Origin of the sequence: Mesorhizobium sp. BR1-1-16 (assembly GCF_020165495.1) — a bacterium.
Lineage (GTDB): Bacteria > Pseudomonadota > Alphaproteobacteria > Rhizobiales > Kaistiaceae > Kaistia.
The window spans coordinates 159467-182450 of sequence record NZ_JAIUIE010000006.1; the positions used below are offsets into that span (position 1 = coordinate 159467).

The window sequence follows — 22984 nt, forward strand, 5'->3', positions numbered from 1 at the left end:
TCACCCCTGCTTCGGCAGATAATGGCTGACGCTGTGGGCCAGACCCGGCAAGGTCAGCGTCTGCAACCACACCCTACCCGGCCCGGTCAGCCGCGCCATGAACAGATCGCCGGAGGCAAAGAACGTCGAGTGAATGCCGCGCAGGGACGTCATTTCGAAATTGACGCCTTGGTCGAACAGGCCGACATGACCGGGGTGGACCATGATCGACTGGCCGGCGGTCAGATCATATTTGACGATCTCGCCGCCGAGCTCGACGAAGGCCTTGCCCGAGCCCTCGATCTTCTGCAGCACAAAGCCCTCGCCGCCGAACACGCCGGCACCGAGATTCTGCTGCAGCCCGCTCGCGACGACGATGCCGCTGGTGCCGCACAGGAAGCCGTGGCGATGCACGAGATAGCCACCGCCTGAAACGTCGAGCTCGATGATCTGCCCGGGCAGCCGCGCCGCGAAGCCGACAAGACCGGCACCTTCGGAGGCGCGAAACTCCGTCGTGACGAGACCGCCGCCGGAAACGGCCCGGCTGACGAGCCCAAACAGGCCGCCACTCCCGCCCGCGCCGAGCGAGCTATGCAGCGTCACGCCGCCCGCCATCCATGAGAGCGCTTCGGGAACCCCGACCAGGCTCTCGCCGGACTGCAGTTCTACTTCGAGGACCGGCAATACGCTGCCGATGATCTTGCTTTGCATGGGAGGCCCCTCATCCGCGGTGAACAAACGCCATCGATAACGCCGCCCAGACGCTGCCAACGGAACCGAGCGTCTTGGGGATGTTCGCTTTCTACGGCTCAAGCCTTAACGCTTGATTCCGAAGATGGCTGCGATTGTTCAGAAGACGAATTTCTGCTGGATGACTGCCCGCGCAGACCCTGCAACATAGCGCGATCATCACACGCTGTTAGTCACAGCTCAGCAGCAGGTCCGGCGATCAGGAGCTCGGCGAACTTGGCGCGCAGCCATCGCGGCACACGATCCCGCCCTTCACAGACGACATCAATCAGCGCCGATAAGATCTTGGAATTGAGGGGAAGTTTTGGTGGGTGCACTAGGGATCGAACCTAGGACAAGCTGATTAAGAGTCAGCTGCTCTACCAACTGAGCTATGCACCCGCCGCGCTACGGAGCGTTCCGCTGCGACGAGGGGGTGTGTAGCAAAGGCGGCCGGGCCTGTCCAGCGGGGACGAGCGGGATTTTGCCGCCTGTGGAAATCCTTTGCCGGTCAGGCGCGGCAAGAGGCGGATTGCGGCGTCGGTTCAGGACGTTGCGACGGGAAATTCCCCGGACGAGACACGGGGATCGCGCCGGTGGCGACCGGTCCGCGCTTCGAAAGACCGGGACAATGTCATCCCCCTGTCATTTCCCGACGCTTTCTTTCGCGAACTCGGCGATTCCGCCAATCCTCGACAGCCAGCGACCGGAGCCAACGATGACCCCGACCCTCAAAGGCGCCCTCGCCGCCACGCTGCTCGCCAGCACTGCCCTCATCGGTACGGCGCCTGCCGCCGACGCGGCCGAGATGTTCAACCGCATCGCAACCTTCCACGTCGTCGACAATCTCCCGGCCGATGCGGACACCAAGAAGGCGACCGTGGCCGAGATCATCAGCGCGACCGCCGATGGCAAGACGCTCGTCTATACCGACAGCCCCGGCCAGCGCCTCGGCCTCATCGACATCACCGACCCGAAAGCGCCGAAAGCAGCCGGAACGGTTGCGCTCGGCGGCGAGCCGACCTCGACGGTCGTCGCCGGCGGCAACGCGCTCGTCGGCGTCGTCACCTCGGAAACAAAATCGAAGCCATCCGGGCATCTCTCGGTCGTCGATCTCGCCACGAAGAGCGTCAAGGCGACCTGCGACCTGGCCGGTCAGCCCGATTCGCTCGCCAAGAGCCCCGACGGCCAGTTCCTCGCCATCGCGATCGAGAATGAGCGCGACGAGGAGATCAATGAGGGCGCCATTCCGCAACTTCCCGGCGGCAGCCTCGTCACGTTCAGGATCGGCACCGATGGCAGCGTCGATTGCGCCACCAAGACGGTGATCGACGTCAGCGGCCTGGCAGCGATCGCGCCGGAGGACCCGGAGCCCGAGTTCGTCGATTTCAACGACAGGAACCAGATCGTCCTGACGCTGCAGGAGAACAACCACATCGTCATCGCGGATGCCGCGACCGGCAAGGTCGTCAGCCACTTCCCGGCCGGCACGGTCGATCTCGACGGCATCGACGTGAAGAAGGACGGCGTGATCGATCTCTCCGGCGCGATGAAGGATGTCGCGCGCGAGCCGGACGGCGCGCAGTGGATCGACGAGACGCGCTTCGTCACCGCCAATGAAGGCGACTGGAAGGGCGGCAGCCGCGGCTTCACGATCTTCCAGGCTGACGGCACCGTCGATTACGACAGCGGCACCAGCTTTGAATATGAAACCGTGCGGCTCGGCCATTATCCCGAAAAACGCAACAAGAAGGGCAATGAGCCTGAAGGCGTCGAGGTCGCGACGTTTGGCGGGGACCGGCTCATCTTCGTGGGTTCCGAACGGGCCTCGATCGTGGGCGTCTACAAGGACGAAGGCGCCAGCCACGCCCCGACCTTCCTGCAGGCGCTGCCCGGCGGCATTGGTCCTGAGGGGCTTCTCGCGATTCCCAGCCGCAACCTCTTCGTCACCGCCGCCGAAAACGACCTCCGCGACAAGGGGCTGATCGGCTCGGTGGTGACGATCTATGAGCGCAGCAACGCGCCTGCCGCCTATCCGACGATCGTCTCGGCCGACAAGGACGGCAAGCCGATCGGCTGGTCGGCGATCTCGGGTACCGTCGCCGATGCGAAGGTGCCCGGCAAGCTCTACGCCGTCATCGACAGCGCCCAATCCATCGGCCGCATTCTGACGATTGACGCCAAGCAGACGCCGGCGCTGATCACCGATGCGATCACCGTCACCAAGGACGGCAAGCCGGCCGAAAACCTCGATCTCGAAGGCATCGCGCTCGCCGCCGATGGCGGCTTCTGGCTCGCCTCGGAAGGCAATCCCGAGCGCGAGAAGAACAAGACGCAGTCGATGCTCTATCGCACCGATGCGAAGGGTGCGATCCTCGAGGAGATCGCCCTCCCGGCCGCGCTCGCCGCGAACGCGACCCGCTTCGGCTTCGAAGGCGTCGCCGTGACCGGCTCAGGAGCAGATACGACGGTCTGGCTCGCGGTCCAACGCGAGTGGAAGGACGATCCGAAGGGCTTCATCAAGCTCCTCGCCTACAAGCCGGCGACCAAGGAATGGAGCGCTGTGCTCTATCCGCTCGACACGTCGGAGAAAGGCTGGGTCGGCCTCTCCGAGCTGACGGCCGTCCCCGGCGGCCTGATGGCCATCGAGCGCGACAACCAGATCGGCCGCGACGCCAAGATCAAGAAGCTGACCTTCGTTTCGCTCGACGGCGTCAAGCCCGCACCGCTGGGGAGCGCTCTGCCGCGCCTCGTCAAGGACGAGCAGATCGACTTGATGGCCGCGCTCAGAGCCCCGCATGGCTACGTCCTCGACAAGGTCGAGAGCTTCGCCATCGACGTGGACGGCAACGGCTACGTCATCACCGACAATGACGGCGTCGACGATCACTCCGGCGAAACGCAGTTCATCCGTCTCGCGCGCGTCGCTCGCTAAGCGCGGGCGGGACCCCGCCGCAAGACCTTCGAACACGGAAACGGCCGCGTCATCGACGCGGCCGTTTTTTAGTTCAGAGCCGGATGAGACGCCTCAGGCGCTGGCGGCCTGTGCGTGCTGGCGCTGGCGCTTCACGGCGATCTTGTTGACCGCCGAGAGATAGGCCTTGGCCGAGGCCACCATCGTATCAGGATCGGCGCCGCGGCCGGTGACCGACTTGCCATCCTCTTCGAGGCGGACCGAGACTTCCGCCTGCGCGTCCGTCCCTTCGGTGACGGCGTGCACCTGATAGAGCGACATCTTCGCCTGATGCGGCACGATCGCCGTGATAGCGTTGAAGGTCGCGTCAACAGGGCCGTTGCCGGCGACTTCCTTGGTGATATGCGTGCCGTCGACATCGAGGCTGATGATCGCCTTGGCGGGACCGCCGGTGCCGGCGATGACCGTCAACGACAAGAGACGGATCGTCTCGCTGGCAGTCGCGACCTCGTCGCCCACCAGCGCCTCGATATCCTCGTCATAGACATGCTTCTTGCGATCGGCGAGATCCTTGAAGCGCTTGAAGGCATCTTCCAAGGCGTTGTCGCCCAGCTCATAGCCGAGATCCTTCAGCTTCTCGCGGAAGGCATGGCGGCCCGAATGCTTGCCCATGACCAGCGACGTCGCCTTCACGCCGACGCTCTCCGGCGTCATGATCTCGTAGGTCTCGGCGTTCTTCAGCATGCCGTCCTGATGGATGCCGCTCTCATGGCTGAAAGCGTTCCGTCCGACGATCGCCTTGTTGTATTGCACCGGGAAGGCCGAGACGGCCGAGATCAGCTTGGACGCGCGGGTCAGCATCGTCGTCTCGACGGCCGTCGAATAAGGCAGGACATCACCGCGCGTGCGGATCGCCATCACGATCTCTTCCAGGGCCGCATTGCCGGCACGCTCACCGAGACCGTTGATGGTGCATTCGATCTGCCGCGCGCCGCCGGCGACGCCGGCCAGTGAATTGGCAACGGCGAGGCCGAGATCGTCATGGCAATGGGTGGAGAAGATCGCCTTGTCGGAATTCGGCACGCGCTCGATCACCGCGCGGAACATCGCGGCATATTCATCCGGCACGGAATAGCCGACCGTATCGGGCAGGTTGATCGTGGTGGCGCCGGCCTTGATCGCTGCATCGACGCAGCGGATCAGATATTCGATCGGCGTGCGGGTCGCATCCATGGCCGACCACTCGACGTCCTCGACGAGGTTGCGCGCCTGCGCCACGGTTGCGGCGATGATGTCGAGGACCTGTTCCTCGCTCTTCTTCATCTGATGCGCCAGATGGATCGGCGAGGTCGAGACGAAGGTGTGAATGCGCGGACGCTTGGCGACGCGAACCGCCTCGGCGGCACGGCTGATGTCACCGGAAATGGCGCGAGCCAGTCCGGCGATGGTGACGTCGGGGCCGGCACGGCGGGCGATTTCCTGCACGGCCTCGAAATCGCCCTGGCTGGCGATCGGGAAACCGGCCTCGATGACGTCGACGCCCATCTCTTCCAGCAATTCGGCGACCTCGAGCTTTTCCTCATAGGTCATCGAGGCGCCGGGGCACTGTTCTCCGTCGCGCAAAGTCGTATCGAAGATGACGACCCGGTCCTTGGAGGAAGCAGCGGTCGGTGTGATGGCGGTCATGGTCTGGTCTTTCTTCTGGCAGCCGCGTCCCGGATGTTCTGTTCGGGAGAGTCGGGCCGCGGAGCTTTGTAGGGCGTTGGCTCGTCGGCGCGTTCCCCTGAGAGCCCGGCCGCTAGGGCCTGCCGGCGCTCAGGGGCAGCTAAGAAGAAGAAGGGCTTTCGGCAGGCCGCATGCGGGCAAAGGACGAGCGCCGCGGGAAACGATCCCCGCTGGAACTCCAGTCCTCGACACGAAAGCGCTCATGCTCGCTCCACCCGGATCGTAGCCACGATCCCGCCGACGCGTTGCCGGCTCGAGTTCTTCTAGCAACCGGCACCGCGCAAATGCAAGCGCGGCGTCGCGATGCCCATCAGCGCCGGTCCTCCCCGGCCAGGATTTCCGTCAATGCGACCACCAGCCGATCGCATTCCGCGTCGGTGCCGATCGTGATGCGCAGGAAATCCTGGATGCGATCCTTCTTGAAATGACGCACCAGAACGCTGCGCTCGCGGAGCGCCGCGGCCAGCACGGCACCGGAATGATCCGGATGACGCGCGAAGACGAAATTCGCCGCCGAAGGCAGAACCGTGAAGCTGAGCGTGGCGAGAGCCTGCGCCAGCCGCGCGCGGCTCGCGATGATCAGCGCGCGCTTTTCCTCGAACCAGTCGCGGTCAAGCCAAGAGGCCGTCGCCCCTGCCAGAGCGAGACGATCGAGCGGATAGGAATTGAAGCTGTCTTTGACCCGCTCCAGCGCTTCGATCAGCGGACGCTGGCCCATGGCGAAGCCGACGCGGAGGCCAGCCAGTGCGCGCGACTTCGAAAAGGTCTGGATCACCAGAAGATTGGGATGGCGCGCGATCAGCGAGGCTGCGCTCTCGGCACCGAAATCGACATAGGCCTCGTCGATCACAACCGGCACGTCGGCATGGCGCGAGACCATCGCCTCGATCGCGGCGAGCGGCAGGGCAATGCCGGTCGGAGCGTTCGGATTGGGCAGGATGATCGCGCCGCAGGGCCGGTCATAGTCGGCGGGTTCGATCGTGAAATCATCGGCTAACGGAACGGCATGCGGGGTGATGCCATAGAGGGCGCAATAGGTCGGATAGAACGAATAGCTGATATCGGGGAAGAGCAGCGGCCCTTCCTGCTTCAGCAGAGCCTGGCACGTATGCGCCAGCACCTCGTCGGAGCCGTTGCCGACAAAGACTTCGCCCTCGCTGAGACCGTGGCTCTCCGCGATCGCCGCACGAAGCGCCAGCCCTGTCGGCTCGGGATAGAGCCGGAGTTGATCGTTCGTTGCGGCCGAAATGGCGGCAAGTGCCTTCGGCGACGGCCCATAAGGGCTCTCATTGGTGTTGAGCTTGATGAGATCGGCCACGCGCGGCTGCTCGCCCGGCGTATAGGGCGTCAGCTCATGGACGATCCGGCTCCAATAGCGGCTCATGAAGTGTCTTTCCGAAAGGACTGAACAGTCAGATCTGCAGCATGCCCCGCGCGACCACCACGGCATCGCCGCCGATGCGCGTTGCGACGAGATGGCCGCCCTCGGTGTCGAGTTCGAGCGTGATGAGGCTCGGACGGCCCATCTCGAAGCCCTGCTCGATGATGACGCGATGCGTGCCGCTGGTCGGCCGATCGAAGGTGGCGACGACGCCGGCGAAGGCCGCTGCCGCCGAACCGGTCGCCGGGTCCTCGACGAAGCCGAGCGTCTGCCAGATCATGCGCGCGTGGAACTGATGCGCATTGCTCTCGGTCTCGCGGCAATAGGCATAGACGGACGTGCTGCCAAACGCGCCCTGCCAGAGATCGCCGCGCGGCTGCAGCCGGCGAATCGCGGCGAGGTCGCGCACCGGCACGAACACATAGGGCACCCCGCCCGTGAAGGCCGAGATCAGGTGATTCTCGAAACCGATCTCGGAGGGCATCAATCCGAGCGCGGCGGCCACGGCGCCGCCATCGAGCGGCTGCGGCGCCGGCTTGGCGACGACCGGCGCATCGAAAATGGCATGGCCGCGCTGGCGCCCCTTCAGCGCAACCGCAGAGCGGATCGAGCCGATATTCTCCTCGAGCATCAACATGGCGTCGAGGTCGCCATCGGTTTCGCCGGCGTCTTCGAGCGCAAGCAGGACCGCTGTTCCGACGGTCGGATGCCCCGCGAAAGGAAGTTCCCGGCCCGGCGCGAAGATGCGGAGCCGCGCGCGATGGGCCGGACGTTCCGCCGGCAGCACGAACACCGTCTCGGCGAGATTGAACTCCACCGTGATCGCCATCATCGCCGCCGTGTCGAGGCCTTCCGCATCGAGCACGACGGCAAGCTGGTTGCCGGCGAGCGGCCTGTCGGTGAAAACATCCAGAACGGCATAGCGGCGGGCCATGAATACCTCGCGAGTGCGTGCAGCATGCTGCGGTCAGCGTCGGCGCGGTCATAGCACGCCTCGCCCCGCGCGCCACGCGGCGCGGCGACACAACGTCGTTCAGCCACCGTTCAGCTTGTCGCCACTAGAAACGTTCCCAGTTGGTCGGTAACGGCGCTCGGACCTGGAGGTTGGCAATATCGCCCGCCCCTGCCCCAATCTTTCCGCCGCTTCGTCGTGATTTCGCCGAAGCCGCATGGCGAGATGCGACGATGAACAGACCTGCGCGTTGAAACCTTGAACGCCTGGACTTCGCGCCACGCGGTTCGTCAAAGAGGAGACTGGTCATGAAGCGCTTGATTACCGCGGCCCTGGCGGCCGTGATCGGGCTCGGCGCCGTGGCTGCAACGGCCACAACTGCCTCCGCCGATTGGCGGGGCGGCCCCGGCTGGCGCGGCGGTCCGGGCTATGGGCCAGGCTGGGGACGTCCCGGCTGGGGTCGTCCCGGCTGGGGCGGCGGCGGCCGCTATTATTACGGTCCGGGCTACCGTGGCGGCTATTATGGCGGCTGGGTCGGCAATCCCGGCGCGGCTGCGGCTGCCGGCGCGCTGCTCGGCCTTGGAGTCGGCGCCGCGATCGCCTCGCAGCCGCGCTATGGCTATGAAGTTCCGCCGCCCGCCGGCGTCGCCTGGCGCAGCCATGTCGCATATTGCCAGGACCGTTATCGCAGCTACAGCCCGGCCACCGACACCTTCGTCGGCTATGACGGCCGCGCCTATCGCTGCGTCGGCTCCTACTGACTGACTCGCCTTCGGATATCGAGACCCGCGCCCGCAAGGCGCGGGTCTTTCTTTTTGGGCGTCACGGCGGGTGACGATAGAACCTCAACTAATGTTGGGGTAACGTTCCGCGCGCTGCCCTCGAAGCAATGGAATACCCGCTCATGCCAACCGACAGGGCACCCAGCGAATTGTCGGTCGGCCAGGTCGCACGCCGCGCGGGCGTGCCGGTCTCCACGCTGCATTTCTATGAAGCCCAAGGGCTGATCCAGAGCCATCGTACAACCGGCAACCAGCGGCGCTTTCCCCGCTCCGTGCTGCGCGTGATCGCCATTATCCGCGTCGGCCAGCAGACAGGCGTCCCGCTGGCGCAGATCAAGGCGCGGCTTGAAAAGCTGCCGCGCGAACGTCCCGTCACCTTGGCCGAATGGGCAGCGCTCGCGACCGACTGGCGCGCGGAACTCGATGAGCGTATCACCCTCCTCACCCGTCTTCGCGATCAACTGACGGGCTGCATCGGGTGCGGATGCCTGTCCACCGCCGATTGCCCGCTCCGTAATCCTGGCGACGCTGCGGCCGAAGAAGGGCCCGGCGCGCGTCTCTTCAGGACGTCATCACGCGGCAAAGAATCACGTGCCGGCCGGCCGTGAGCCTTGACCTCGATATTGGTTGAGGTTCTACAAGATTGGCCCTGACCAATGGCCCTGGGCGATATCATGCAAGACACGACCCCCCAAGACTCTGGCAAGCAGCCTTTCGCGGGACGCGCGGACAGCGGACAGCATCCGCAGCCAGCAAACGCCGAAGGCCTGTTCTCGGGCGCCAACGCCATGTATGCGGCCGCGCTGACCGGCGGCGTCGTTCTCCATGCCGTCAACATCTTCCTGACCGCCACCGTCATGCCATCGGTCGTCGCCGATATTGGCGGGCTCGATGTCTATGCCTGGGCAACGACGCTGTTCGTGGTTGCGTCGATACTCGCGGCCGCGATGACCGCCAAGTTGTTGCGCGGCTTCGGGCCACGCGGCGCCTATGTCGTGGCGGCGCTGTTTTTCGGCTGCGGTACGCTGATCGCTGCGCTGGCACCGAGCATGCCCGTGATGCTGGTCGGGCGTGCCGTTCAGGGCGTGGGCGGCGGATTTCTGTATGCGCTCGCCTATGCGGTCACCCGCATCGTTCTTCCGCAACACCTTTGGGGACGGGCTGTCGGCCTCATATCGGCAACCTTCGGCGTCGCGACGCTGATCGGCCCGGCAATTGGCGGCATCTTCGCGGAATATGGCGCCTGGCGCGCGGCGTTCTGGTCGCTGCTGCCCTTCGTGGCGCTCTTCGTCGTGCTGGCGGGAGCCAAGCTGCCGGGCAAGAGCGCGACCCGCGGCAAAGCGGCGCCCGTCGCCTGGCTGCAACTCGTCCTGCTCGCCGCTGCCGTGCTGGTGGTCTCGGCAAGCAGCCTTTCGCCGGATCGGCTGCTGAATGTCGCTGGCCTCGCCATGGCGATCCTCCTGACGGCGCTGATCGGACGCGCCGAACGCGGCACCGGCGCGCGACTCCTGCCGAAGGGCTCGTTCAGCCTCGCCTCTCCCCTCGGCGTCGTCTATCTGACGATCGCGTTGCTGATGATGGCCATGCAGCCGGAGATTTTCGTGCCCTACCTGTTGCAGACGCTGCACGGGCAGTCGCCGCTCCTCGCCGGCTATTTCGCGGCTCTCATGGCCGTCGGCTGGACCGCGGGGACGGCTGCCAGCGTACGCCTTCGCCGTGGTGATGGCGGGCGCCTCATCCTCGCCGGCCTGCTGCTCGTCCTTGTCGGCACCGTCCTTTTCGGCCTGTTCATGCCGATCAAGAGCGACGGCGCGCTGCTGGTCGTCATCCCGGTCGGCGCGGCGCTGTTCCTCATGGGCTTCGGCATCGGCATGGCCTGGCCATGCCTCGTGACCCGCGTCTATCAATATGCACCGGAAGCCGAGCAGGATGTCGCATCGGGTGGGATGACGACCGTGCAGCTCTTCGCGGGTGCGCTTGGCACAGCGGCGGGCGGCATGAGCGCCAACCTCGCCGGCTTTGCCGATCCGGGCGGCGCGGTGGGCGCTGCAAGCGCGGCTCTCTGGCTTGGCGTCGGCTCGGCCGTCGCGCCGGCGCTCGCCATCCTGCTTGTCCTGCGCATCGCCCATCTTTCTGCCGGCAAGGTCGCCGGCGTCAGGGCGACCGCGACATAGCGGTTTCCGGCGACCTTCCGGGGATTGCCGGCGACCGGAGCATTGCCGCATAGAGGCCGCTAGGGTCGCATTTCGAGGCTGCAGGAGGCCGTCATGTCATCGCCATTCGAGATCGTCACGGCCAGGAAGCCGGCTGAACTTGCCGATGTCGCACGCCTGTTCGTGGCTTATGCAGCCTCGCTCGGCATCGATCTCGCCTATCAGGATTTCAGTGGCGAATTGGCCGGGCTTCCCGGCCAGTATGGCCCTCCCGATGGAGCGCTGCTGCTCGCCCGGGACGCTGACGGATTGGCGCTCGGCTGCGTAGCACTCAGGCCGTTTGCGCCTGATGTCGTCGAGATGAAGCGGATGTATGTCGCGCCGGCGGGCCGCGGCCTCGGCCTGGGCCGCGCGCTGCTTGACGCGATTTTGGTCGAAGCGAGAAAGCTTGGTGCCCGCGAGATCGTGCTCGACACGCTTCCGGAACTTGCGGCGGCAATCGCGCTCTACCGCTCGGCCGGCTTCGAGGAAATCCCACCCTATTACAAGACGCCGATCGAGCGGACGATCTTCTTCCGCCTGAAGCTGGGCGCCTGACGACGCTCGGGCAGCGCCTCAAGAACAGGAAGGCGGCCGCGCACGCCGATCGGAGCGCGCGGCCGCTTTTCGAAGCTTAGTTGCGGGCCTTGTCGACCAGCTTGTTCTTGGCAATCCACGGCATCATGCCGCGCAACTGCTCGCCGACGGCCTCGATCTGGTGGCTGTCATTGTTGCGGCGGATCGCCTTGAAGCGGGCGGCGCCGGCCTTGTATTCCTGCATCCAGTCGGACGTGAACTTGCCGGTCTGGATGTCGGTGAGGACGCGCTTCATCTCGGCCTTGGTTTCCGGCGTGATGATGCGCGGACCCGAGACATATTCGCCCCACTCGGCGGTGTTCGAGATCGAGTAGTTCATGTTGGCGATGCCGCCCTCATAGATGAGGTCAACGATCAGCTTCACTTCGTGCAGGCACTCGAAATAGGCCATCTCGGGGGCATAGCCCGCCTCGACCAGCGTCTCGAAGCCGGCGCGGATCAGCTCGACCAGACCGCCGCAGAGCACGACCTGCTCGCCGAACAGATCCGTCTCGCATTCCTCGCGGAAGGTCGTCTCGATGATGCCCGAACGGCCACCGCCAACGCCGCAAGCGTAGGACAGCGCGAGATCGAGCGCATTGCCCGAAGCGTCCTGCGCAACGGCCACGAGGCAGGGCACGCCGCCGCCCTTCTGGTATTCGCCGCGCACGGTGTGGCCCGGGCCCTTCGGCGCGATCATCACGACGTCGACGGTCTTCTTCGGCTCGATGAGCGAGAAATGCACATTGAGGCCGTGCGCGAAGGCGATCGCCGCGCCGTCACGGATGTTCGGGGCGATCTCGGACTTGTAGATGTCGGCCTGGAGCTCATCCGGCGTCGCCATCATCATCAGGTCGGCCCACTTGGCTGCTTCGGCAACCGACATGACCTTGAAGCCGTCGGCTTCAGCCTTCAGCGCCGTGGTCGAGCCCGGACGCAGCGCGACCGCGAGCTCCTTGGCGCCGGAATCCTTGAGGTTCAGCGCATGGGCGCGGCCTTGGCTGCCATAGCCGATGATCGCAACCTTCTTCGACTTGATGAGGTTGAGATCGGCATCGCGATCGTAATAGACGCGCATGATTTGTGTCCTTTCTATCCCGTCCGTTCGTTTCCCGCGCCGGCCCTCTCTGGGGCCGGTCCGGTAGTCTCTTCCGCGCCGTAAAGGCGGAGGAACTGGTCGATCGCCTCTTCCGCGCGCGCGGCGGGCGACTGGTCACCGAGGCTGTCGCCGAGAAGCAGGCGCACATGCCGGTCGCGCACGATGAGGCCATAAAGCGTCGCATAGGCTTCGCGCGTATCGTCGAACGCGAGCAGCCCGCCATCGCGGCCGCTGTCCAGCAGCGCCGAGAGCCGCGTCTCGATAGGCCGGCGGCCATGCTCGAGCACGAGATGGCCGAGATCGGCCGCGTCGCGACGCGCCTGTCCGATGGCAAGGCGGTTGAGCGCGATCGAAACATCGCCCGCCAGAACGCGCAGAAGATTGGCCGCGATGCCGATGAGCTGGGCGCGCAAGGCCGGCAGGCCCGCCTCCCCGACCGGCCGCGGTTCGGCCCGCACTTTCGACGACTGGAAAGTGATCATCGCGGCCAGAAGACCGTCGCGATCACCGAACCATTTGTAGAGGCTCTCCTTGGAGCAATTGGCCGCCCGCGCGACGCCGGCCGTCGTCAGCGCCCGCTCGCCACCCTCGACGAGCAGCGCCAGCGCGCTTTCGAGCACGGCATTCTGCCGAGCCGAATAGCCGTCCGTCGCCGCTGCCGAAATCTGTTCCAACGATCCGCTCCTGCCGAACAATCGCGCCCGGCATCCTTCGCCCGCAACGCGGCTCCGCATGCTGCATTGCAGCGTACCGTACCGTACGGTTCTGTCCAGGACGATTAAGGGAGCGCGCCCTCCCCGTCAAGAGCCGCTGCGCATTCGACCGCGCAGCGGCTGTCCCTCACGTCACTTCGGGCCCGCGGGCGATGGCGGCAACGCCGGTGCGCGAGACCTCGACCAGGCCGAGCGGCTGCATCAGGATGATGAACTGGTCGAGTTTGTCAGTCTTGCCCGTCAGCTCGAACACGAAGCTCTCCGTGGTCGCGTCGATGACGCGGGCGCGGAAGGCCTCGGCGAGGCGCAGCGCCTCGCTGCGATGCTCGCCCGAGCCGCGCACCTTGATCAGCATCAGCTCGCGTTCGATCGCCTTGCTCTCGACGCTGAGATCGATGACGCGATGCACCGGAACGAGCCGGCCAAGCTGCGCCTTGATTTGCTCGATCACGGCCGGCGAGCCGCGCGTCACGATCGTGATGCGCGAGCGATGCTTCAGATGTTCCGTCTCGGAAACCGTCAGGCTCTCGATATTGTAGCCGCGCCCCGAAAACAGGCCGATGACGCGCGCAAGCACGCCGGGCTCATTGTCGACCAGGATCGACAGCGTGTGCTGCTCGACGGCGTCCTTGCCTTCCTTGATCGCATAGACCGATCCGGGCTGCATGTTCTTCTCCATTGTTTCCCGTGACGGACGGCGAATGCTCAGACGAGAGCCTTGCCCTCTTCGTCGATAGCGGTGGCGATCACCTCGTCGGTGGCGTCTTCCGACAGCAGCATCTCGTTATGCGCCTTGCCCGAAGGGATCATCGGGAAGCAATTGGCGAGATTGGCGACGCGGCAATCGAACAGCACAGGCTTGTCGGTTGCCAGCATCTCGTCGATCGCGCCGTCGAGTTCGGAAACCTTCTCGCAGCGGATGCCGACGCCGCCATAGGCCTCGGCGAGCTTCACGAAATCAGGCAGCGCGTCGGTGTAGGAATGCGACAGCCGGTTGCCATGCAACAGCTGCTGCCACTGGCGCACCATGCCCATATACTGGTTGTTCAGGATGAACACCTTGACCGGCAGCTCGTGCTGGATCGCCGTCGACATCTCCTGGATATTCATCAGGATCGAGGCATCGCCGGCGATATCGATAACCAGCGCATCGCGATGCGCCGCCTGCACGCCGATCGCCGCCGGCAGGCCATAGCCCATGGTGCCGAGACCGCCCGAGGTCATCCAGCGGTTCGGCTCCTCGAAGCCGAAATACTGCGCCGCCCACATCTGGTGCTGGCCGACTTCGGTCGTGATGTAGGTGTCGCGGCCGCGCGTCTTCTTGTAGAGCGTCTCGATCGCATATTGCGGCATGATCGTCTGGCCGCTCTGGCGATAGCCGAGGCTCTTGCGCGCGCGCCAGCGATCGATCTCGCCCCACCAGCCCTTCAGAGCCGGCGCGTCGATGGCGTGCTTGCCCTCACGCCAGAGCCGGACCATCTCCTCCAGCACATTGCCGACATCGCCGATGATGCCGATATCGACGCGGACATTCTTGTTGAGCGAGGACGGATCGATATCGATCTGGATCTTCTTCGAGCCCGGCGAGAACGCGTCGAGACGGCCCGTGATGCGGTCGTCGAAACGCGCGCCGACCGCGATCATGACATCGCAGTCATGCATCGCATTGTTGGCCTCGAAGGTGCCGTGCATGCCGAGCATGCCGAGCCACTGCTTGTCGCTTGCCGGATAGGCGCCGAGACCCATCAGCGTCGAAGTGATCGGAATGCCGGAGAGGCGGACCAGTTCGCGCAGCAGGCGCGTCGCCTCGGGGCCGGAATTCACGACGCCGCCGCCGGTATAGAAGATCGGCTTCTTCGCCTTGGCGATCATCTCGACCGCGGCGCGGATCGCGCCCTGATCGCCGCGAACCTGCGGATGATAGGTCTTGTGCTCGACGCGGGCCGGGCCCTCATAGGTGCCGGTCGCGAACTGGACGTCCTTCGGAACATCGACGACGACAGGGCCCGGACGGCCCGAGCGCGCGACATAGAACGCTTCATGCAGGATACGGCCGAGATCGTTGACGTCCTTGACCAGCCAGTTGTGCTTGGTGCACGGCCGGGTGATGCCGACCGTATCGGCCTCCTGGAAGGCGTCCGATCCGATCAGATGCGTCGCGACCTGGCCGGTGATGCAGACCATCGGGATCGAATCCATCAGCGCATCGGTGAGCGGCGTCACCATATTTGTCGCGCCGGGGCCGGAGGTGACCAGCGCGACACCGACCTTGCCGGTCGAGCGCGCATAGCCCTCGGCCGCATGGCCGGCGCCGGCCTCGTGGCGCACCAGGATGTGCTGAATCTTGTCCTGCTGGAACAATTCGTCATAGATCGGGAGAACGGCGCCGCCCGGATAGCCGAAAAGATGCTCGACGCCCTGGTCGATCAATGCCTGGACGATCATCTCCGCGCCCGTCATCTGCCGTGTCATCGCTTCGCTCCGTATCCGGACCGGCTCCGCCGTATCCGTGTGTTCGTCTCAAGTTCATCAGGGCAATAAAAAAGGCCCCTGAGGGGGGCCTGCAAACGCGCACTACCAAACGTGACGGCTATGAGGCCATCAGGCAGTGCGCTCCCTAAGTACTACGATCGTCGTGACGCGGATCATGTCCGGCCGTCTCCATTTCGATTGGACGTGCTGTTTACGCCCGATGGCGAGGAGCGTCAAGGGGGGCGCGGAAGAAAGTTGCGCGTGAGGGATAGCAGGGGAAAGGAAATTAGCAACCGCGGCGCGCCGCTCGGCAGAGCGCTTGTCCGGCCGACCAGCATCGCAACGCGGACATGCCGTCGACGGAATAATCTTGCCTTATTCCGTCAATGGAATATATCATGACGATATGGTTTGGGCTGTCGAATACACAGATGAATTCGGCGCATGGTTTGGAACGCTGAACGAAGCCGTCCAGGACGATATCGACCGCTTGGTCGGCGTGCTGGAAGTCAAGGGCCCTCAGCTGCCGTTCCCGCATTCATCCGGTATCGAAAGCTCACGTCATGATCACATGCGTGAGTTGCGGGTGCAGAGCGGGGGCCATCCTTACCGCATCTTTTATGCCTTCGATCCGAGACGAGCGGCGATCCTCCTGGTCGGAGGCAATAAAGCAGGCGACGACCGCTTCTATGAGCGGACGGTGCCAGTCGCAGATGCGCTTTATGACACGCATATCGACGAACTCAAGAAAGAGGGTTTGATCCCATGACCGGACGTCGCCCATTCAAGGAGCTGCGCGCCCATTTGTCGGCGGAGCGTCAGGCGCGGAACGCCGAGGCGGCGCAAACCATGCTTCGCGACATGGCGCTGCATGAGCTCCGGCAGGCTCGGGAAAAGTCGCAGGAGGATCTTGCGGCTGCCCTTCACGTTGGGCAACCTGCCGTCGCCAAAATGGAGCGGCGCACCGACATGTATGTCAGCAATCTCCGCCGCTATGTCGAAGCCTTGGGGGGGACATTGGAGATCACCGCGAGGTTTCCGGACGTAAATGTGGCAATCACCAATTTCAGCGAGTTGGGCGAGCCCCGCGATCCTTCCGGACGCTAGCCAGCGAGCCGAACGGCAGCCGGTCGATGGCCGCCAGTCGCATTACTGATGGCTGGTCCCAGCGACAGCTCGCCCGTGACCTCGGCCTAATTCCATGAGACAAATCACCTTCGTCGCTGACGTGCCCGTGCCGCACCCTCCACCAACGCGCGCGCCTCATCGAAAACGCCCATTTCTCTCCCACCACAACTCCCTGTTGCGCCCCATCCGGTTCGGCCTCATTCTGCCGACCGGCAGCCGAACCCCGTTCCGGGCCGCTTCGGCGAGGGAGACTTCCCATGCGACTCTCCGGCAAGACCGCGTTGATCACCGGCGGGACGAGCGGGATCGGGCTTGTCACGGCGCAGCGGTTCATCGAGGAAGGCGCGCGTGTCGCGGTGACCGGGACGAGCCAGAAGGGCATCGACGCCGCGCGGGCGACGCTCGGGCCGGACGCGCTGGTGCTGCAGTCAGATGCGGGTGACGTCGCCGCGCAGGCTGACATCGCCGTCCGCCTCGGCGAGGCCTTCGGCAAGCTCGACATCGCTTTCCTCAATGCCGGTGTCGCCGATATGCGGCCGATCGAGGCCTGGGACGAGCAGGGCTTCGACCGTTCGATCGCGATCGATCTGAAGGGCCCCTATTTCCTCATCCAGGCGCTGCTGCCGATCTTCGCCGATCCGGCGTCGATCATTTTGTCTGGATCGATCAACGCGCATCTCGGCATGCCCGCGACCAGCATCTATTCGGCCGCGAAAGCCGGCATGATCTCGCTGGCGCGAACCTTGTCCGGCGAATTGATCGGGCGCGGCATCCGGGCGAATGTCGTCAGCCCCGGCCCGATCGATACGCCGCTCAACAACAAGCTCGGCCTCGACGAGGCGGCGAGCGCCGCGCGGGCCAAGGCGGTGGTCGCGATGGTTCCGGCCGGCCGGTTCGGTCAGGCCGTCGAAGTCGCCAATGCCGTCCTGTTCCTCGCCTCGGACGAGGCCCGGTTCGTCGTCGGCAGCGAGCTCATCATCGACGGCGGCCTCAGCATTCTCTAGCGGCCTCAACGCGTGCAACGCCAGACGTCAGCGCGGAGCCGCCACACGTCCCCAATCGCCCATCTGGTTCCTGAACCACGTCCCCTGCCGCTTGGCGTAGCGCCTTGTCTGCATCTTGGCCTCGTCGATGGCGGCGTCGAGCGACTGTTCGCCCCGCAGATATGAACCGAACTCCTTGACGCCGATCGCCTTCATCGCCGGGAGGTTTGGGTCGAGGCCGAGCGCCAGCAGCGCCCTCGCCTCCTCGATGGCGCCAGCCTCGACCATCTGGTCGAAGCGCCTGTTGATGCGCTCATAGAGCGTGACGCGGTCCGGTTCGATGACGAGGCGGACCGCCTCCCCGGCCGCGATCAGTGGCGGCAAGCCATCGTCCGACTGGAAGGCGGCGAGTGGTCGGCCGGTGGCCTCCACCACTTCGAGCGCGCGCAGCACGCGCGTGCGGTCGTTCGGCGAAAGCCGCGCCGCGCCTTCCGGATCGAGCGCCGCGAGCCGCGCATGCAGCGCCGGGACGCCCGCTTCATTCGCCTCCGTGTCGAGCGCCTGCCGCAGCGGCTCGGGGATGGCCGGCACGGCCGAGAGCCCTTCCGTCAGCGCCTTGAAATAAAGCCCTGTGCCGCCGGTAATGATCGGCAGCCGCCCCGCCGCCTCCGTCTCGGCAAGCACCGCCGCGACATCGGCACGCCAACGGGCGACCGTATAGCGTTCGGCGGCCGCGATATGGCCATAAAGCCGATGCGGCGCCCGCGCCGTCTCGGCCAAGGGCGGGCGGGCCGTGAGGACGCGCAGCTCGCCATAGACCTGCATCGAATCAGCGTTGATGATCGTGCCGCCATGCCGCTCGGCGAGCTCGAGCGCCAGCGCCGACTTGCCGCTCGCCGTCGGCCCCGCTATCAGGACGGCGCGCGGTTTTCTCCCGTTTTCCAGGAGGCTGGCAATGCCTGCCTCCTCAACGACACCAAGGTCTCGCATGAACGCTTCTGCCGCTTCCGTCCCGCTGGTCGCCACGTTCATAGCACGGGTGGATGCGGGCGCAGACCTTGCCGCCGTGCTTGCCGAGGCCGCGCAACTTCCCGGCGCCGGAACGCCGGACTGGCTGTCGGAGGGCGAGGCCGTCGACCTCCCCTTCCCGGCCGGCGGCGAGACCGCGTCGATCGAGGCCGTGATCGCAGGCCTGCCCGTCGATGTCGTGGTGCAGAAAGCGGCGGAGCGGCGGAAGCGACTGATCGTCGCCGATATGGACTCGACCATGATTGGCCAGGAATGCATCGACGAGCTCGCCGACATGGCCGGGCTGAAGCCTTTCGTCGCGGCGATCACCGAGCGCGCGATGCGCGGCGAAATCGCGTTCGAGCCGGCGCTGCGCGAGCGCGTCGCGCTCTTGAAGGGCCTGCCGCTTTCGGTCATCGACGAGGTGCTGGCGAGCCGCATCCGCCTCACCGCCGGCGGGCCGGAACTGGTGCGCACCATGCGGGCCCATGGCGGCTATGCAGCGCTGGTCTCGGGCGGCTTCACGCTGTTCACCGGCCCGGTGGCGGCCATGATCGGCTTCGACGAGAACCGCGCCAATCAGCTTGAGCACGCGAACGGATTTCTCACGGGCACGGTCACCGAGCCGATCCTCGGCCAGGAGGCGAAACTTTCGGCGCTGATGGAGCTTTCGCGCAAGCTGAAGCTGGAGCGACACGAAACGCTCGCCATTGGCGATGGTGCCAACGACCTCCAGATGATCCGCGCCGCCGGGCTCGGCGTCGCCTTCCGCGCCAAGCCGAAGGTCGCAGCCGAAGCCGACGCGCGCATCGAGCACACCGACCTGACCGCGCTGCTGTTTGCGCAGGGCTATCGCCGGACGGAGTTCGTCACGTGAGAGCAGAGACGGAACGCCTGATCCTGCGGCCCTGGGAGGATCGTGATCTCGATCCCTTCTTCGCGCTCAACTCCGATCCCGAGGTGATGCGCTTCTTCCCGGCGCTCTACACGCGCGAGGAGACGGCCGCCTATATGGCGCGCGTCTCGGCCGCCGTGGACAGCGGCCTCGGCTTCCAGGCGGTCGAGGAAAAGGCGAGCGGCGATCTCGTCGGCGTCGTCGGCATGGCCGAGGTCAAGCCGGAGATGCCGTCCGCCCCGGCCGTCGAGATCGGCTGGCGGCTCGCCAAGCATCATTGGGGCAAGGGCTATGCCTCCGAAGCCGCCAATGGTTGGCTCGTCTATGGCTTCGAAACGCTGGGATTGCCGGAGATCGTTGCCTTCACCTTTGTCGGCAACCAACCGTCCCGCCGCGTCATGGAACGCCTCGGCATGACGCGCGATCCCGCCGACGATTTCGATCATCCGAGCATCGCAGCAGGTCATCCGCTGCGCCCGCATGTGCTCTATCGGCTGAAGGCGGATGCCTTCAGTCAGCGAGCCGCGCAAGGCTGAACAGGCTGAGATCGAAGGGCGGCGTCCGGTCGGTGGCGAGATCGGCCAGTATCTCGCCGACGACCGAGGCGAACTTGAAGCCATGACCCGAACAGGGCGAGGCGACAATCACCTCGGGTGCGCCGTTCGCCCGGTCGATCACGAAATGCTCGTCCGCCGTGTTGGTGAAGAGACAGGCGGCGAGCCGGAGCGTCGGACCGTCGGCTTCCGGGAAATAGCGCGCCACCGCGCGGCGAAGCAGCGCCTCGTCGGCCTCCGTCGGCTCGCGCGAAAGCGCATCGGGATGGCCGTGCTCATGCAAATGGTGATAGAGCCCGATCTTGAAGCCCGGAATGCCCCAGCTCGGAAACTGATAGAAATGCCCCTCCTCGGTGAGGAGGTTCGAGACCGGGAAGCGCGCGGGCGCAAAGAGTTCGGGTTGTTTCGGCTGGAACCAGCCGAGCACCTGCCGCTCGGCGACGGCCTTGCCGGCGAGCTCGGGTACAAGATCTGAAATCCAGCCGCCGGCGGAGACGACGACCCGGCCCGCCTCGTAGCGACCACGATCCGTCACGACTGTGACGCGGCCATTGCCGGGCTCGACGGCGATAACCTTTTCGCGCGCATGGATCTCAGCGCCGGCGCCGATGGCGAGCGACAGATGGGCAAGGATCGCCCGCTCCGAGGCAACGAACCCGCCCTCGCCTTGATAGACGGCCTCATGGCCCGCCGGCAGGCGATAGCCCGGAAAGCGGGCATTGACGCTGGCCGCATCGAGCAACGCATGCTCGAGCCCATGCTCGGCGCAGGAGGCCAGCGATCCCTCGACGACGCGCGAGCCGGCCGGCCCGGCATCGAGCGAGCCGGTGATGAACAGCAGTTGCTCGCCGGCGAGCCCTTCCGTTTCCCGCCAGAGCGCATAGGCGCGCCGAAGCAGCGGCACATAGGCGGGATGCTCGAAATAAGCGAGGCGGATGATGCGGTTGAACCCGTGCGACGAGCCCATCTGGTGGCCGATATCGAAACGCTCGATCCCGAGCACGCGCTCGCCGCGGCGCGCCAGCTGCCAGCAGGCGGACGAACCCATGCCGCCCAGCCCGACCACGATCACGTCATAGGCAGCCATCCTGGCGCGCCTATTCGTCGATGCTGATGGTGACGAAGCGCAATTCGCCGGCCGCATTGGCGATGAGCAGTTGCGCCACCGACTGGCCTTCCTTCTTGAGCGCCGCGATGCGGGCCGTCACATCCTCGGGCTTCTCGACCGGTTCCTGCCCGATCTCGACCACCACCTCGCCGGGCAGGATACCCTTCTCGGCGGCGCTGCTTCCGGGAGCGACGCTCGTCACCACGACGCCGTTCACATCCTTGCTGATCGTGTACTGGCTGCGCAGCGCATCGGTCAGCTTTGACAGCATGAGGCCGAGCGTCGGTCCCGGCGCGACGAGCGGCTTGTCCGGCTCAGGCGCGGGCATGTCAGGACCGCCGGGCGTGTCCTTGGCCTCGGCGTCGGCCGCCGCTTCCGCCGCCTCGGTCATGCGGCCGACCTTCACCTTCAATGTCACCTCGGCGCCCTTGCGGACAACGACGACATCGACGACGTCGTCGATCGACGTATCGGCGACGAGGCGCGGCAGATCACGCATTTCGGTGATTGGCTTGCCGTTGAAGGAGATGATGACGTCGCCGGGCTCGATCTTGGCCTCGGCCGCCGGTCCCTTCTCGGTCACACCCGCGACGAGCGCGCCGCGCGCCGGACCCATCGAGAGGCTGGAGGCGATCTCGTCCGTCACCTGCTGGATGCGCACGCCGATCCAGCCACGCCGGGTCTCGCCATATTTGCGCAGCTGGTCGACGACATGAAGGGCTGCATCGGACGGGATTGCGAATCCGATGCCGATCGAGCCGCCCGAGGGCGAGATGATCGCCGTGTTGATGCCGATGACCTCGCCGTCCATGTTGAACAGCGGGCCGCCCGAATTGCCGCGATTGATGGCGGCGTCGGTCTGGATGAAATCGTCATAAGGGCCGGAATTGATGTCGCGGTTGCGGGCCGAGACGATGCCGATCGTCACCGTTCCGCCGAGGCCGAACGGATTGCCGATCGCCATCACCCAGTCGCCGACACGCATCTTGTCGCTGTCGCCAAAGCGCAGCGCCTTGAGCGGCTTCTGCGGATTGGGCTTCACCTGCAGGACGGCGATATCCGTCTTGTCGTCCTTCCCGAGCAGTGTCGCTGTCAGCTTCGAGCCATCGGAGAAATTGGCGACGATCTCGTCGGCATCCTCGATGACGTGATTATTGGTGATGATGATGCCGGAGGCATCGACGACGAAGCCGGAACCGAGCGACTGAACGCGCCGCTTCGGCGGCTCCGCATCGCTGCCGCCCTTCGGCTTCTTGAAGAAGTCGTTGAAGAACTCCTGGAACGGCAGCCCTTCCGGCGTCTGCGGCGCAGGCATGCCGCGGGTGCCTTCCACCGTCTGCGACGTCGAGATGTTGACGACGGAATCGAGCAGGCCTTCGGCAAGATCGGCGACTGAGGCCGGACCGGTGGCATGCGCCGGGCCGGCCGCCACCGTCAACGCGGCGATCGTGGCCGCAAGGACGGCACGCGCAAAGCCGCCGGCAAGGCGCCGCCGCAAAGGCATGACCGGATGACTGGCAACTGGCATCGTGTCGGTCTCCATACATGCCCCCAATGAGCATAAGGCAATCTAGGGCGCGCGGACACAAGGCCGAGGGGTCAAAACCGTGCGAGCCAGACGACACCGACACCGGCCGCGAGCACGATGAGGCCCATGGCGCGGAGCTGGCCGTCGGGAACGGCCAGCCCCTGTTTCATCATCGCCTTCGCGACCATCGGCGCCGCGGCATAAAGGACGCCCTCGATAACGAGCACGAGGCCGAATGCCGCGACGACGTCGTTCATCGGCGGAGC

General features: G+C 65.5%; 22 protein-coding genes and 1 tRNA gene. 10 read left to right on the top strand and 13 right to left on the bottom strand.

Features of this window, described 5'->3' with window-relative positions; all coding sequences use genetic code 11:
• Both LB518_RS15095 and LB518_RS15100 read right to left on the bottom strand, forming a co-directional pair.
• Complete coding sequence (locus tag LB518_RS15095) at positions 1 to 690, bottom strand: AIM24 family protein (protein ID WP_224578347.1); 690 nt, start codon at positions 688 to 690, stop codon at positions 1 to 3.
• 344 nt (positions 691 to 1034) lie between these two features.
• Positions 1035 to 1110 (bottom strand) — tRNA-Lys (locus LB518_RS15100).
• Between the two features lie 316 nt (positions 1111 to 1426).
• On the opposite strand from LB518_RS15100, the gene LB518_RS15105 reads away from it, so the two are divergent.
• Complete coding sequence (locus LB518_RS15105; protein ID WP_224578348.1) at positions 1427 to 3643, top strand: esterase-like activity of phytase family protein; 2217 nt, start codon at positions 1427 to 1429, stop codon at positions 3641 to 3643.
• 93 nt (positions 3644 to 3736) lie between these two features.
• Here LB518_RS15105 and LB518_RS15110 read toward each other — a convergent pair whose 3' ends face one another.
• The 3 genes from LB518_RS15110 to LB518_RS15120 form a co-directional block, all read right to left on the bottom strand.
• Positions 3737 to 5308: a 2-isopropylmalate synthase gene (locus tag LB518_RS15110; RefSeq protein ID WP_224578349.1), complete on the bottom strand. Its 1572-nt coding sequence runs from the start codon at positions 5306 to 5308 to the stop codon at positions 3737 to 3739.
• A gap of 349 nt (positions 5309 to 5657) precedes the next feature.
• Positions 5658 to 6731, bottom strand: a complete 1074-nt coding sequence (hisC, locus tag LB518_RS15115) for a histidinol-phosphate transaminase (protein WP_224578350.1) — start codon at positions 6729 to 6731, stop codon at positions 5658 to 5660.
• 28 nt (positions 6732 to 6759) lie between these two features.
• The gene (locus LB518_RS15120; protein WP_224578351.1) at positions 6760 to 7662 is read right to left on the bottom strand and encodes a PhzF family phenazine biosynthesis protein; all 903 of its coding nucleotides are present in this window, start codon (positions 7660 to 7662) and stop codon (positions 6760 to 6762) included.
• 326 nt (positions 7663 to 7988) lie between these two features.
• Here LB518_RS15120 and LB518_RS15125 point away from each other — a divergent pair, with 326 nt between their 5' ends.
• From LB518_RS15125 to LB518_RS15140, 4 genes are all read left to right on the top strand, one after another.
• A complete protein-coding gene (locus LB518_RS15125) occupies positions 7989 to 8441 on the top strand; it encodes a BA14K family protein (protein ID WP_224578352.1) in 453 nt (150 codons plus the stop codon).
• Between the two features lie 143 nt (positions 8442 to 8584).
• Positions 8585 to 9070 (top strand): redox-sensitive transcriptional activator SoxR, encoded by a 486-nt coding sequence (gene soxR, locus LB518_RS15130; RefSeq protein WP_224578353.1) that lies wholly within the window; start codon positions 8585 to 8587, stop codon positions 9068 to 9070.
• Between the two features lie 66 nt (positions 9071 to 9136).
• On the top strand, positions 9137 to 10636 hold the full coding sequence (locus LB518_RS15135) for an MFS transporter (protein WP_224578354.1): 1500 nt from the start codon (positions 9137 to 9139) through the stop codon (positions 10634 to 10636).
• Positions 10637 to 10729: 93 nt separating this feature from the next.
• Positions 10730 to 11212 (top strand): GNAT family N-acetyltransferase, encoded by a 483-nt coding sequence (locus LB518_RS15140; RefSeq protein WP_224578355.1) that lies wholly within the window; start codon positions 10730 to 10732, stop codon positions 11210 to 11212.
• 76 nt (positions 11213 to 11288) lie between these two features.
• On the opposite strand, the gene ilvC is transcribed toward LB518_RS15140, so the two are convergent.
• The 4 genes from ilvC to LB518_RS15160 all read right to left on the bottom strand — a co-directional run bounded on the left by ilvC (position 11289) and on the right by LB518_RS15160 (position 15514).
• Entirely contained in the window at positions 11289 to 12308 is a 1020-nt protein-coding gene (gene ilvC / locus LB518_RS15145; RefSeq protein WP_224578356.1) for a ketol-acid reductoisomerase, read from the bottom strand.
• 14 nt (positions 12309 to 12322) lie between these two features.
• On the bottom strand, positions 12323 to 12994 hold the full coding sequence (locus tag LB518_RS15150; RefSeq protein ID WP_502845837.1) for a TetR/AcrR family transcriptional regulator C-terminal domain-containing protein: 672 nt from the start codon (positions 12992 to 12994) through the stop codon (positions 12323 to 12325).
• Positions 12995 to 13169: 175 nt separating this feature from the next.
• Positions 13170 to 13709, bottom strand: a complete 540-nt coding sequence (gene ilvN, locus LB518_RS15155; protein ID WP_502845835.1) for an acetolactate synthase small subunit — start codon at positions 13707 to 13709, stop codon at positions 13170 to 13172.
• A gap of 38 nt (positions 13710 to 13747) precedes the next feature.
• Positions 13748 to 15514, bottom strand: coding sequence for an acetolactate synthase 3 large subunit (locus LB518_RS15160; protein ID WP_224578359.1), 1767 nt, complete (start codon positions 15512 to 15514; stop codon positions 13748 to 13750).
• A gap of 370 nt (positions 15515 to 15884) precedes the next feature.
• Between LB518_RS15160 and LB518_RS15165 the strand changes: the two genes are divergently transcribed.
• The 3 genes from LB518_RS15165 to LB518_RS15175 all read left to right on the top strand — a co-directional run bounded on the left by LB518_RS15165 (position 15885) and on the right by LB518_RS15175 (position 17646).
• Positions 15885 to 16283, top strand: coding sequence for a type II toxin-antitoxin system RelE/ParE family toxin (locus tag LB518_RS15165; RefSeq protein WP_224578360.1), 399 nt, complete (start codon positions 15885 to 15887; stop codon positions 16281 to 16283).
• Positions 16280 to 16621: an XRE family transcriptional regulator gene (locus LB518_RS15170; protein WP_224578361.1), complete on the top strand. Its 342-nt coding sequence runs from the start codon at positions 16280 to 16282 to the stop codon at positions 16619 to 16621. The genes LB518_RS15165 and LB518_RS15170 overlap by 4 nt, the downstream gene beginning before the upstream one ends.
• 278 nt (positions 16622 to 16899) lie before the next feature.
• Positions 16900 to 17646, top strand: a complete 747-nt coding sequence (locus tag LB518_RS15175) for an SDR family oxidoreductase (protein WP_224578362.1) — start codon at positions 16900 to 16902, stop codon at positions 17644 to 17646.
• Between the two features lie 27 nt (positions 17647 to 17673).
• Here LB518_RS15175 and miaA read toward each other — a convergent pair whose 3' ends face one another.
• Entirely contained in the window at positions 17674 to 18615 is a 942-nt protein-coding gene (gene miaA / locus LB518_RS15180) for a tRNA (adenosine(37)-N6)-dimethylallyltransferase MiaA (RefSeq protein ID WP_224578363.1), read from the bottom strand.
• Between miaA and serB the strand changes: the two genes are divergently transcribed.
• A complete protein-coding gene (gene serB / locus LB518_RS15185; protein ID WP_224578364.1) occupies positions 18614 to 19510 on the top strand; it encodes a phosphoserine phosphatase SerB in 897 nt (298 codons plus the stop codon). The two genes, miaA and serB, sit on opposite strands and share 2 nt — an antisense overlap.
• Positions 19507 to 20064 carry a GNAT family N-acetyltransferase gene (locus tag LB518_RS15190; protein ID WP_224578365.1) on the top strand — a complete coding sequence of 186 codons (558 nt, stop codon included), beginning with the start codon at positions 19507 to 19509 and terminating at the stop codon, positions 20062 to 20064. The genes serB and LB518_RS15190 overlap by 4 nt, the downstream gene beginning before the upstream one ends.
• On the opposite strand, the gene solA is transcribed toward LB518_RS15190, so the two are convergent.
• The 3 genes from solA to LB518_RS15205 form a co-directional block, all read right to left on the bottom strand.
• The gene (gene solA, locus LB518_RS15195; protein ID WP_224578366.1) at positions 20039 to 21169 is read right to left on the bottom strand and encodes an N-methyl-L-tryptophan oxidase; all 1131 of its coding nucleotides are present in this window, start codon (positions 21167 to 21169) and stop codon (positions 20039 to 20041) included. The two genes, LB518_RS15190 and solA, sit on opposite strands and share 26 nt — an antisense overlap.
• Positions 21170 to 21179: 10 nt before the next feature.
• On the bottom strand, positions 21180 to 22718 hold the full coding sequence (locus LB518_RS15200) for a DegQ family serine endoprotease (protein ID WP_224578367.1): 1539 nt from the start codon (positions 22716 to 22718) through the stop codon (positions 21180 to 21182).
• 71 nt (positions 22719 to 22789) lie between these two features.
• Positions 22790 to 22975: a DUF2065 domain-containing protein gene (locus LB518_RS15205; protein WP_224578368.1), complete on the bottom strand. Its 186-nt coding sequence runs from the start codon at positions 22973 to 22975 to the stop codon at positions 22790 to 22792.
• Positions 22976 to 22984 lie beyond the last annotated feature (9 nt).